9 protein-coding genes and 1 pseudogene are annotated in these 11906 nt (G+C 50.2%); 3 read left to right on the top strand and 7 right to left on the bottom strand.

Going from position 1 to position 11906, the window contains the following annotated elements; genetic code table 11:
* Positions 1-175: 175 nt before the first annotated feature.
* On the top strand, positions 176-547 hold the full coding sequence (gene mscL, locus QOS01_RS04375) for a large-conductance mechanosensitive channel protein MscL (RefSeq protein ID WP_283621261.1): 372 nt from the start codon (positions 176-178) through the stop codon (positions 545-547).
* Positions 548-673: 126 nt separating this feature from the next.
* A complete protein-coding gene (gene pgtP / locus QOS01_RS04370) occupies positions 674-1984 on the top strand; it encodes a phosphoglycerate transporter protein PgtP (protein WP_283621260.1) in 1311 nt (436 codons plus the stop codon).
* Between the two features lie 135 nt (positions 1985-2119).
* On the opposite strand, the pseudogene QOS01_RS04365 reads toward pgtP, so the two are convergent.
* The 3 genes and pseudogenes from QOS01_RS04365 to QOS01_RS04355 form a co-directional block, all read right to left on the bottom strand.
* Positions 2120-2464: pseudogene (locus tag QOS01_RS04365) on the bottom strand (helix-turn-helix domain-containing protein); the annotation flags it as partial.
* 224 nt (positions 2465-2688) lie between these two features.
* Positions 2689-3909 (bottom strand): NAD(P)/FAD-dependent oxidoreductase, encoded by a 1221-nt coding sequence (locus tag QOS01_RS04360; RefSeq protein WP_283621259.1) that lies wholly within the window; start codon positions 3907-3909, stop codon positions 2689-2691.
* 15 nt (positions 3910-3924) lie between these two features.
* Positions 3925-4827, bottom strand: a complete 903-nt coding sequence (locus tag QOS01_RS04355) for a prenyltransferase (protein ID WP_283621258.1) — start codon at positions 4825-4827, stop codon at positions 3925-3927.
* Positions 4828-4891: 64 nt separating this feature from the next.
* On the opposite strand from QOS01_RS04355, the gene QOS01_RS04350 reads away from it, so the two are divergent.
* Entirely contained in the window at positions 4892-5878 is a 987-nt protein-coding gene (locus QOS01_RS04350) for a polyprenyl synthetase family protein (protein ID WP_283621257.1), read from the top strand.
* Positions 5879-5892: 14 nt separating this feature from the next.
* On the opposite strand, the gene cydC is transcribed toward QOS01_RS04350, so the two are convergent.
* The 4 genes from cydC to QOS01_RS04330 are packed head-to-tail and all read right to left on the bottom strand — an operon-like array spanning position 5893 to position 11805.
* Positions 5893-7644 (bottom strand): thiol reductant ABC exporter subunit CydC, encoded by a 1752-nt coding sequence (gene cydC, locus QOS01_RS04345; protein ID WP_283621256.1) that lies wholly within the window; start codon positions 7642-7644, stop codon positions 5893-5895.
* The gene (cydD, locus tag QOS01_RS04340) at positions 7637-9355 is read right to left on the bottom strand and encodes a thiol reductant ABC exporter subunit CydD (protein ID WP_283621255.1); all 1719 of its coding nucleotides are present in this window, start codon (positions 9353-9355) and stop codon (positions 7637-7639) included. The genes cydC and cydD overlap by 8 nt, the downstream gene beginning before the upstream one ends.
* The gene (cydB, locus tag QOS01_RS04335) at positions 9355-10371 is read right to left on the bottom strand and encodes a cytochrome d ubiquinol oxidase subunit II (RefSeq protein WP_283621254.1); all 1017 of its coding nucleotides are present in this window, start codon (positions 10369-10371) and stop codon (positions 9355-9357) included. The genes cydD and cydB overlap by 1 nt, the downstream gene beginning before the upstream one ends.
* Entirely contained in the window at positions 10372-11805 is a 1434-nt protein-coding gene (locus tag QOS01_RS04330; protein ID WP_283621253.1) for a cytochrome ubiquinol oxidase subunit I, read from the bottom strand.
* Positions 11806-11906 lie beyond the last annotated feature (101 nt).

The following is an 11906-nucleotide window of genomic DNA, read 5'->3' as shown; positions in this document are numbered from 1 at the left end:
AATTATCAAACACCTTTGGAAGTATTCATGAAGTATATTACAGATGACCAATTTCTAATTTAAATTGACATTCCGGGACTTAAAATTTCTTAAATCTCAATAATCAACCGTAGTCACGAGCCTGATTCCATTGATAAAATAATAATACGAAAGATAGTCAAAAAGGAGGCTCATCATGCTCAAGGAATTCAAAGACTTTATTGCCCGCGGGAACGTTGTTGACATGGCTGTCGGGATCATTGTCGGGGCAGCATTTACGGCCATCGTTAATTCCCTGGTCAACAACCTGATTAACCCCCTGATCGGTCTTTTCATCGGGAAAATTGATCTTTCAAACCTCGTCCTGACCGTTGGCGACGCCCAGTTTAAATACGGTCTGTTCTTAAACGCCGTCATTAACTTTATCATCATCGCCTTCGTTGTCTTCCTGCTGGTTAAATTTATCAACCACTTCCACAAGAAGGAAGAAAAGCCGGCCGCACCAAGTCCCGAAGTTCAATACCTCAAGGAAATTGCGGAAACACTAAAGAAACAGGCAGACGAATGACTACCAACCAGAATTAATGATTGATAAGGGCTTCTCCCCATGGAAGCCCTTTATTTTTTGTCCTTAACTATGGCAAACAGTAGTACAATTAATGCTGAATAATTTATCAGTAAGGAGTATTTTCATATGGACAAGAGTAAAATCGACGCCACCTACCGTCGCTTGCGCCTGCAAGTCTTTATCGGTATTTTCGTTGGTTACGCCGGTTACTACCTATTAAGAAATAACTTTTCAATCGCCATTCCCGGGTTAATCAAGGAAGGTTTCTCAAAGGGACAGTTAGGGCTAGCCCTCTCCGCTGTCTCCCTAGCATACGGAATTAGTAAGTTCGTAATGGGGATTGTTTCCGACAAGAGCGATGCCCGAATTTTCCTGCCCCTCGGTCTGCTGCTGGTTTCTTTAACCAACCTGGCCTTCGGTTTCATCCCCGCGCTAACCAGTAACATCACGACCATGTTCATCGTCTTGTTTATCATCGGTTGGTTTCAGGGGATGGGCTGGCCCCCGTGTGGCCGGATCTTGGTCCACTGGTTTTCCCTTAACGAGCGGGGTGGTAAGACCGCCCTCTGGAACACAGCCCACAACGTCGGCGGCGGTTTGATGGCACCCCTGGCCAACTGGGGGATTGTCCTGATCGCGGCAAGTTCGCTCGGTATCAAGAGTTTCAACGGGGCCTTCATTATCCCCGCCATTGCCGGAATCGTAATTGCCGTTATCGCCTTTATCCTGATGCGTAACAGTCCTGAATCGGTCGGCTTGCCACCAATCGAGGAGTACCGTAATGACTATCCAAACAAGAATCACCAGCTCAACGAGCACAACTTTACCACCAAGGAGCTCCTTTTCAAGCACGTCCTCAATAATAAGTGGGTCTGGGTTATCGCCTGTGCCAATATTTTCGTCTACCTCGTCCGTTACGGGGTGGAAAACTGGGTCCCGACCTACCTGACCGAGGTGAAGGGAATCACCCTTGGCAGTGCCAGTGCCTCCTACCTCTGGTACGAATTAGCCGGGATTCCCGGCACCCTGCTGGCCGGTTGGGTTTCTGACCACGTCTTTCATGGCCGGCGGGGTCCGGCCAGCTTCTGCTACATGGTCCTGGTAACCGTCTTCCTCGTGGTCTACATGTCGGCAAACAGCCTGGCGGTAATTAACGCCGCCCTGGTGGCGATCGGCTTTCTGATCTACGGCCCGGTCATGTTGGTCGGCCTGCAAGCCCTTGACCTAGTACCAAAGAAAGCCGCCGGTACTGCTGCCGGATTAACTGGTCTCTTTGGTTACTTCTTCGGGTCCTTCTCCGCCAACGCTGTCCTTGGCTGGGTCGTTGACATGGCCGGCTGGCACATGGGCTTTGTCCTGATCCTAGTTGCCAGCATCGTCGCCTGTCTGATCTTCTTGACGACCTGGAACGTCCGCGGACAAGAAGCAGTTAAATAAATGAACTTAAGGCAAAAGGTCTCTAGTGTCAATATACACTGGGGACCTTTATTTTCGATTTGTGCCACAATCTCTCTTTTATTTATTCTCTTTTTGAATTTTCGACAATTCCTGGTACTGGTTCATCATCCATTCAGTATAAGCTTGGCGAATAGCACGACGCGATTTAAAACGTGGGTAACCGCCCCGATGTTTAAATAACATCTTAAAAGTTTGGGCGAGATTATGATTAACGATGAGGAAGCTAGTTGAGTCACTCGCCCTAAGGAATGGGTATTCTTGCTTAAGCCTCTTCAGTAGATAATTCATCCCATATTCATTGACAAAGCGGCTACTGGGATTATTTTGATATCGTTCCTTAGCCATCGCCAACATTTGGTTCCAAACGAAACGATCATTACCAAACATCTGCCACAATTGTTCCCTTTGCTGGGCATTGGGATATAGGCGAAGCTTGATTCCCTTTATAATTTGTGTCATTTCACCACAATCTTTCAGCACTGGCCAGTTAGCAAAGCTAATTAATACCTGAATACCACTCTCTGTTAAGGATATTATGTCATACTCTAAAACGTATGTTCGATTAAAGAATAAAAAAATAGGTAATTCATCACGTCCTTAAAAGAACATGTTTCCTTGCCCGTTTTCAAAAAGAACACCGCCGTTGGGGACGATGTTCTTACTAGCTTAATAGGTATTCAATTCTAGTGGTAAAGGTCAAAGCGGCCCTTGGCAAAGAGCTCCTTGAAGCCCCCTAATTCCATGAGCGACTTGTTCATGATCATCTTCTTGAGGACCGAAGCAGGGTAGCCCTTGAAGGAATGACCACTAGCCTCTCCGAAGGCCCGGGTGTTACCAACTGAGGCCACTGTTCCCAGTGACTTGTAGGTGTAAGCCCCTGGCCGGTTGGTCCCCTTTACACGGGCGGCAATGTCCTTGGCAACGTAATTAGCCATCGACAAGGCAATTTGCGCCGTGGTTGGGTACGGGCGCTTACCATCTGGTGGCATCACTGCCGCAACGTCCCCGACCATGTAGAGCTCATCGTCTTGGGGGGCGGTCAAGTGACCACTGTCCATTACCCGGCCCCGCCGTTGCTGGAGCCCAGATTCGGCCACCACTGGACTGCCGCTGACCCCGGTCGTCCAAATAATGGTGTTCCCCTTAATTTCGTGCAAGGGGGTTCCGTCTTCGTCATTGGCCCCCTTATAGAGGACGGTCCCTGGCTTGATTTCTTGAATCAGGGCCTCCGTAATAACGTTGATGTTGAGCTTTTTCAACAGGTTAACACCATATTCGGCTAGGTTGTCGTTAAACATTGGCAACAGGCGCTTGGAAGCATCGATAATGTCAATTGTTACCTTGTCAGGGGTCACCCCGGCGAGCTTAGCAAACCGCGAGCGGGCATCAGCCAACGCCCCCGCCAGTTCAATTCCTGTGAAACCGGCACCGCAGATAACAATCTTCAGGTCCGCCGGGTTCTGACTCTGTTGATAATCCTTCATCCGGTCAATGATGTGGGCGTGGATTGCTTCGGCTTCCTTAACGCTGGTCATCGGCAGGCTGTTTTCCTCGGCCCCCTTGATACCAAAGGTTTCGGAAACAAAGCCTAACGCAAAGACACAGTAATCATACTTAAGCGGCTGGTGGTGCGCCAACTCAACCGTCTTTTCTGCTTCGTTAACCTTTTCAACATGGTCCAACAGTAAGGTTGTCATCTTTGGATCTAAGACATCCGCAATTGGGAAAGTGATCTTGCTGGCCGGGAGATTTCCTGACGCCACTTCATGTAAGTCAGTGGCCTCATAGTGGTATGAATTCTCGTCGACCAGGGTGATCTCCACCTCACCCCGACACTGTTTTTGCAACTCAACGACTGTCTTTAGGCCAGCATATCCGGCCCCCAATACAACTACCTTTTTCATCGTTTCTCCTCCATTCTACAAAAGTATGCCAACCCAGTAGGTTAATAGCTGGGCAACCGATCCGACTAAAAGTATTTTAACACCACAGATAAAGGTTTCGCGCTTAATCTGCTTGTGAACAAGTAACTTGTTCTGGTGATAAGTAAAAGGTACAATAACTAATGATAAAATAACTGTCCATGGGGCAATCTCCAGCAAGGGAGAAGCAATGATCACTAAGAAAGCGATAACATTTTTAGCACTAAAGGCGATCAAAGCATTCCGTTTGCCGATAAAATGGACGATTGTTTTACGGTGATTATCCTCATCCTCTTGCGCATCACAGATGTTATTAGCTAACATAAGGTTAGAAATCCATAGTTCATCTGGCAGGGCAATGACGAAGACCCGCCATAGGGTTGCCCAGTTCCACTGAAACTGTTGGTAGGAATTGAGGTAGACACTTAAGAGGACAATCATGAAGCCCATCGTGAAGCCCGATGCTAATTCACCAAATGGTAAGTTGGAAATGGGGTGGGGTCCCGAGGAATACAGGATCCCGATGGCAAAGCAAAAGATCCCCATCCACAGCACTGGCCACCCAGCCAAGTAAACCAGGGAGAGGCCAAGCAGAGCCGCGGTTGCCGTGAAGATGACGAGCAGGCCTAATACCAAGTGGGGAGACAGGTTTTCCCGACCGATAATATTGGTCTTTTGCTTGTAATTCTGTTGGTCAACCGCGTGGTTATAGTCATTGTAGTTATCAAGCATATCAACTGCCATGTTAAATAGGAACATCGCTACAAAGAAGATAAGTGCTAACAGCCAGTTGATAGAATGAAAATAATACAGGCTAAATCCCATCCCCAAGAGGAAAGGGACGACGCTTGCCGTCTTGGCTTTAATTTCGACAAGCTCTAAAAATACATTTAGTGACACCAAATCACATCCTTTCGGTATAATTATAACTAAAGCATTTTTGATTAAAAGGAAAATTATTACGATGAAAAATAGATGGCAACATTACCCACTAATCAGCACACAGCTCCAGGCAGTCAATGACTGCATCCACCAGCGGATTGTCTGCAATAATCCGTCCCTCGAAGCGGCCCTTTTGGCAATGGCCGACAACGGCGGCAAGTACCTCCGTCCCGCCCTCCTGTTGTTAACGGCCCGGGCATGCAACCCGCAAAGTAGTGAGCATGATGACCGCTTAGTGAAGGTCGCCTCGTCGATTGAGATTCTTCATATGGCGACCCTGATCCACGATGATATCATCGATGACTCGCCAAAGAGACGGGGCGCGGTCAGCATTCAGACTCGCTTTGGGAAGGATACCGCCGTCTATGCCGGTGACCTGCTCTTTACGGTCTTCTTTGACCTCCTGATTGAGACAATGCCAGGATCCAGCTACCTCACCACCAACGCCCGCAGCATGCGCCAAATCTTAAACGGTGAACTGGGACAGATGGGGCAGCGGTTCAACACCCAGCAGGGGCTCAAGGACTACCTTAAAAACGTCAACGGTAAAACCGCCGCCCTCTTCCGCTTGGCCGCCCGGGAAGGCGCCCACTTCGGCGGTGGGGACGAACGGTTGACCAGGCCCGCCGCAAAGTTTGGTCAAAACCTGGGCATTGCCTTTCAAATGCTCGACGATATTCTCGACTATACCGGCGGACGGGGACTGAATAAGCCAGTCCTTGAAGACCTCGCTACCGGGGTCTACTCCCTGCCCCTCCTTTTAGCCCTCCAGCAGCCAAGCGCGGCCACCCAGTTGGACCCGCTACTAGCCAAGAAAAGACAAATGACCCTCGCTGACATGCAGAGGGTCCAAGAAATTGTCGTTGCGTCGGACGCGGTCAAGGCTAGTCGTCAACTAGCGGGGCGGTTTACCAATAAGGCAATCGAGAACCTCACCAAGCTTCCTGATAACCGGGCCCGCCGCTTTCTCCACCAGATGGCAAACCAGTTACTAAAGCGCACCATGTAAAAGCCAGTTAGGGATTACAATCCCTGATCGGCTTTTTTTAGTTCACGGTAACGGGCATTGTTAGCCCACAGTTCGGCCGGCTTACCGTGCATCTCAAGCTGACCGTCTTCAATAAAGACCACCTGGTCAAAGCGTTCAATCCCCTGGAGGTGGTGGGTAATCCAGATCAGGGTCTTCCCCGCTAACTGGTTCAGGATCGTGTCAATGACCGCCTGTTCCGTAATGGGGTCCAGGCCAACGGTCGGTTCGTCAAGGAGGACGATGGGGGTATCCTTGAGCAGGATTCGCGCCAGGGCCAGCCGGTGACGTTCACCACCAGAGAAGCGGAGACCGGCCTCATCAACCTTCGTTTCGATACCGTGGGGCAAGGCCTTAACCATCTCCGCGAGGCCGACCCGTTTGAGGACGTCCCAGACCTGGTCATCACTAGCCTCTTCGTTACCAAGGCGGATGTTATTTGCAATTGTCGTATTAAAGAGGTAGGGCTGCTGGTTGATAACCCCAATGTAGTCGGCAATGTGGTCACCAAACTGACTGGTGGCAACACCATTCAGCGTTACGGCACCGCTGGTCGGGACCCGGTCACCCCGCAAAAGCGCCGCGAGAGTACTCTTCCCCGCGCCACTCTTCCCCAGGATAGCTAGTTTCTCACCCGGCTTAATTGTTAGGTCAATCCCCCGTAGCACGGGCCGCTTAGTGTGGGGGTACGTGTAGTGGAGGTCCTTGACCCGGATTTCGTACGGCCCCGCCAGTTGGGGAACTTTCGTCGTGGGAGCTGATTGCCCAGCGTTCAAACCGTTCAAGCGGACAAGCGACTTAGTGTAAACGTTGGTCTCCTGGGCCGCCGCCGGGAGGGGAGCAACCGCATCAATCAGGGGAAAGACTGCCAGGACAAAGGCCGCAATCCAGTTTGCCGGGCCACCTGGTTGTCCCCCAAAGCGGGCCGCTCCCCAAAAGAGCAGGCTGACCGCCATCAAGAGGACCAGCATCTGAACGAGAAAGTCACGCAGTCGTTCAAAGCGGTGCATGGCCTTTTCGGTTGCCAGCACCTGGAGCTCATTTTCATCATGAAGCTGTAAGTATTCCTTACCCCGACCAGCAAGGACCCAGTCACCAACCCCCAAGACGTTATCAGTAAGGTTGACGTAGAGGTCATCCTTGACCTGTTTTTCGTATTCCTGCCGGGCCCCGTTCACCAGGACCGACCACAGGGGGATGGCAATTATCATCAAAGCAAACACCAGGAGCATCCACAAGCCCATTAGGGGAGAAAGGATCCCCAGGGCGATGACAATGATGGCAAACAGGCCCCAGGCCACCAGCATTGGGAAGATCGTCCGCAGGTAGAGGTTTTGGATATGGTGGACATCATCGGATAACAGCCCCAAGATATCACCTAACTGGTACTTACTGTTAAAGATGGTGGCGTCCTCTTCCAGGCTGTCATAAAGCTTCTGGCGAAGGCGCGAGGTCATCTTGAGGACCCAGTTGTGGCTGACCAGCCGTTCAACGTAGCGAAAGGCTGGCCGGGCAATCCCGAACGCCCGGGTCAGAACGATCGGTACGTAGACGAGGAGGATGTTTTCCGGGTGGGTTGCCGACTTACTAATCAAGAAACCGGCGCAAAACATCAGTCCCCCACCACAGATGAAGGTGATGATTCCTAAAGAAATCGCCAGGATTAGCGTCTTGCGGTAGTGGTGCAGGTACGGCCGTACCCACCGGTCGTGCTTGAGGGCCCTCAAGAGTGGTACTTTTTTAAACATTTTCCTTTTCACCTCGCATTTCGTTCATCAGCCGGGTAAAGTAGCCCTTCTTCTCCTGGAGCTGAGCAAAGGTCCCCTGCTCCACCAGCTCACCATGGTTCATCACCAGGATGTAGTCCATCTGCTTCATCCAGTGCAGACGGTGGGTCGCAAAGAAGACTAACCGGTGCTCCATCAGTGGCAGCATCCGCTTTTTCAGGTCCATCTCGGTCTCAATATCCAGGTGGGCGGTCGGCTCATCGAAAATCATGACCCGGCGCTTCTTATCCAGGAAGGCCCGGGCAAGGGCAATCCGCTGTGCCTGCCCCCCAGAAAGCACCCGTTTCCCGTTACCAATCACGGTGTCAAGTCCTTCTGGTAAGTCGGCTAAAAGGTCATCCAAGCCGACAACGTGGATGGCATGACGGACCGCGTCGTCACTAACGTCCGGTGTGTAAAAGGCGATATTGTCCCGCAGGGTAGCCGTAAAAACATACGGGTTCTGGGGGATGTAGAGGAGCTGCTGCTTCCATTCCGGGATATCCAGCGTTGGCGCCGCCTGTCCCTGAACAGTCACCGTCCCCCCTGTCGGCGTCAAGAAGCCACTGAGGAGGTTAATCAAGGTCGTTTTACCGGCCCCACTCATCCCAATGATTCCCACCTTCCGGTAGCCCTGAATGGCCAGGGAGAAGGGCTTAATCGTCGTTCCATTGGGGTAGCGGAATTGGAGGTTGTCAACCGTCAACTTGTCCTCAGCCGTCCACGGATGAAGGGACAGGTCGACTGTCTTTTCAGCGGGGGTCGTGATTAGCTGGTGAATCTTCTTAAAGGCGTTCTTACCGTTTAAAGTGGCGTGAAAGTCCCCCGCAAAGTTACGGATTGGCAGGAAGTATTCGGGTGCCAAAATCAGGACCGCCAAAGCCGGGAACAGGTTGATGGTCCCGTTGATCAGGCCAAAACCGAGATAAACGGCAATTACGGCAATGGAAAGGGTCGTAAAGAAGTCCAGGGCAAAGGTAGACAGCATTGCCACCTTGAGGACCCGCATTGTCCGTCCCCGGAACAGCTCACTAGAGCGGAAAATACTCTTGGAGTACCGCTTACTGAGGCCCAGGTACTTCAAGGTATCAATTCCCCGCAAGGAATCAATAAAGTTGTTGGACAGCTTCTGAAAGTTCCCAAACTGCTTTTCCGCCCGGGCCTGAGCGGCGTGCCCAAGGATAATCATGAACAGCACAATCAGGGGGTACATAATCAACAGGATAAGGGCAGACTTCCAATCTAGAAAGGCCGCGGCAATCAGGACTAAAACGGGAACAATCATCATGGTCATGACCTTTGAGAAAGTCAGCTTGACGTATTCACGAACCTCGCTAATTCCGTCCACCACCATGGTGATCATACTCCCCGTCCCCTGCTTTTGCACCAGGGCGGGCCCCATTGCAAACAGCTTCTTTAAGAGTCGCTTGCGGAGGCTTTGGGCTGTTTTTCCGGCATAGTCATCCAACCAGCGGTTACTTAACCAGGCCAACAACTGGCGGCCCGTAAAGCAAGCCACAAATGCCAATAGCATCAAGTAGTTCAAGGTGTGGCCAGCCCATAAACGGGTAATGACCGCACTGAGGGCGAGCGCCTGACCAATAATTAAAAAGGCTTGCAGAACATCAAGTCCCGCAAGCCTTTTACTGATTGATTTAGCTCCCGCGAGTTGAAATAGCTCTCGATCAATCATTAATTAGCCTCCCCAACTTTAGGCATCTCAATCCGTTTCCGGAAAATCCAGTATGCCCAAATTGTGTAAGCCAGTACACAAGGTACCAGAATAACTGTCGCAATCGTCATCACAATCAAAGTGTAGTTGGATGAGGATGCGCTTTGGATAACAAGGTCAAATTTCGCACTGATTGAAGAAATCATTACCCGTGGGAAGAGGCCACAGAAGATTAAGGCAACCAGTGATACCAGGGTCAAACCACTTGCCGCAAATGCGTACCCCTGCTTATTCTTGAAGGTCGAAACGTGGGCCCAAACAGAGAAGCCAACGATCAGGACCAGGCAAAGCAAGGTTGCAACGGGGTGAACCTTGATAAAGTCGGTTTGGAAGAGCAGCAGTAAGGCAAAGACCACTTCACCAACATAGAGGACCCAGTAAAGGGCCTGGGCAAAGTTCTGTGCACGCTCGGAAACGGGGCCCTTGGTCTTTAAGGTGATGTAGTTTAAACCGTGCAGGTAGGTCAGCAGGGCCAGGGCAATTCCGCCGACGATTGAGAACCAGTTGAAGTAGTCAAAGAAGTGGGCGTGAATGTTACCAGCAGCGTCAATTGGCATCCCCTTAATCATTGAGATAAACATTACCCCAAATAGGAATGGTACTAAGAAGCTGCAGAAGGCCATAATCCGGTCCCAAACCGGCTTCTTTTCATCTGAACTCTTAGCACGGAATTCAAATGAGACCCCCCGCAAAATCAGGCCAACCAGGATGAACAAAAGGATCAAGTAGTAGCCAGAGAAGAGGGTTGCGTACCAGTATGGGAAGGAGGCAAACATTGCTCCCCCGGCGGTGATCAACCAAACTTCGTTACCGTCCCATACCGGGCCGATTGTCCTAATGATTTGGCTCTTTTCACCTTCGTTGTGGGCAAGTGTGCCGACAGCCATCCCTACTCCGTAGTCAAATCCATCCAGGAAGAAGAAGCCGGAGAACAGGACGCCAATTAACAAGAACCATAGTGCTTGTAGAAATGACATTTAGAAGGCCCCCTTTGCAAATGGATCAGTTGCTTTCTTATCAGTCTGAGCGGCGTCCCACTCAACCGGGTCGTTACGCAGGAAGCGGACGATCAGGGCAATCAGGACAATTGCCAAGCTGGTGAACAATACAAAGTAAATGATGTTTGACGTTAGCAGTGAAGCAACAGAAACGTTTGGCGATACACTCTGCTTGATGGTGAACAGGCCATAAACTGTCCATGGTGTCCGTCCAAATTCGGTAATGAACCAACCAGCGGTGTTAGCCAGGAATGGTGAGAAGGTAAGAATGGCCATTACCCATAACATCCACCGGTGATTGTAAAGTGTCTCCTTGCCGCGCCTCGTCATTACCAGACCGACAATTGAAACGAGGGCAAGTAGTGCAGAAAATCCACACATTACCCGGAAGCTCCAGAACAAGGTGTTAACTGGAACATAGTAGTTCATCTTTTGCCCATCAATGTGGGTACCGTACTTCTTTTCTAATTGAGCGTTAATTTCTTCCATCCCGGTTACTGAACCAGAAGCCTTGTGGTAAGAAAGCACACTCAGCATTACCGGAATCTCAACCTTGCCATTGACCTGGTGGGTCTTTGGATTAGCAATTCCAACTACCGTCCACGGTGCTGGACTCTTAGTTGTCTTGTAAACCGCTTCGGTAGCGGCAAACTTCATTGGCTGTTCCTTAATCAGGTATTGCATCTGCATGTCCCCAGCGGTAATGGAACCGAGGGAGAAGATCAGCATTAACCAGAGGCCAACCCGCATTGTCTTGTGGTAAATCTGTTTATTTTCATCAGATAGTGCCCGCTTCTTCAACAGTTGGAAGGCGGCCAAACCGGTGATGATGGTTGCACCCGTTAACAGGGCCCCCATCAGGACGTGACTGAGTTCAAAGATCAGTTGTGGGTTAGACAGTAAGGCCCCGAAGTTGACCATTTCGGCCCGGCCGTTACGAATTGCAAAGCCCACTGGGTGTTGCATAAACGAGTTCGCCGTCAAAATCCACAGGGCACTCGTGACCGTCCCAAACACGATCATCCAGATAAAGAATAAGTGCAAGCCCTTCTTAACCCGGTCCCAGGTAAATACCCACAGACCGATGAAGGTCGATTCAATAAAGAATGATAGCAACGCTTCGAAGGCCAGTGGTGCCCCGAAGATATCACCCATGAACCGTGAATAATCAGACCAGTTCATCCCAAATTGGAATTCCTGAATCAGTCCAGTTACAACCCCAACAGCAAAACTTAGCATGAAGATATTACCCCAGAACTTAGTCATTTTCTTATATGACGGGTTCTTGGTGCGGTAATACATTGTTTCCATGACTGCGACAACGAAGACCGTCCCGATTGAAAACGGAACGAAGAAAAAGTGAAAGACTGTCGTCATCGCAAACTGGAACCGCGCTAAACTAACAATATCCATTGTTAATCCCCTCCAGTAAACAAATAGCTTATCACATGTTTAACAATAATTGCTTATTACATTTCAAGTGTACAACTCATAGCGCTTTCTTTCAAGCAAGA

This window comes from Limosilactobacillus avium (assembly GCF_947381485.1).
In the GTDB taxonomy this organism is placed as follows: domain Bacteria; phylum Bacillota; class Bacilli; order Lactobacillales; family Lactobacillaceae; genus Limosilactobacillus; species Limosilactobacillus avium.
This window is presented reverse-complemented; position numbering and strand designations above follow the sequence as displayed.

Excerpts from the sequence above, each read along its gene's own strand:
- mscL (WP_283621261.1), top strand. The coding sequence starts at position 176 with ATGCTCAAGGAATTCAAAGACTTTATTGCCCGCGGGAACGTTGTTGAC.
- pgtP (WP_283621260.1), top strand. The coding sequence starts at position 674 with ATGGACAAGAGTAAAATCGACGCCACCTACCGTCGCTTGCGCCTGCAA.
- QOS01_RS04360 (WP_283621259.1), bottom strand. The coding sequence starts at position 3,909 with ATGAAAAAGGTAGTTGTATTGGGGGCCGGATATGCTGGCCTAAAGACA.
- QOS01_RS04350 (WP_283621257.1), top strand. The coding sequence starts at position 4,892 with ATGAAAAATAGATGGCAACATTACCCACTAATCAGCACACAGCTCCAG.
- cydC (WP_283621256.1), bottom strand. The coding sequence starts at position 7,644 with ATGTTTAAAAAAGTACCACTCTTGAGGGCCCTCAAGCACGACCGGTGG.
- cydD (WP_283621255.1), bottom strand. The coding sequence starts at position 9,355 with ATGATTGATCGAGAGCTATTTCAACTCGCGGGAGCTAAATCAATCAGT.
- cydB (WP_283621254.1), bottom strand. The coding sequence starts at position 10,371 with ATGTCATTTCTACAAGCACTATGGTTCTTGTTAATTGGCGTCCTGTTC.
- QOS01_RS04330 (WP_283621253.1), bottom strand. The coding sequence starts at position 11,805 with ATGGATATTGTTAGTTTAGCGCGGTTCCAGTTTGCGATGACGACAGTC.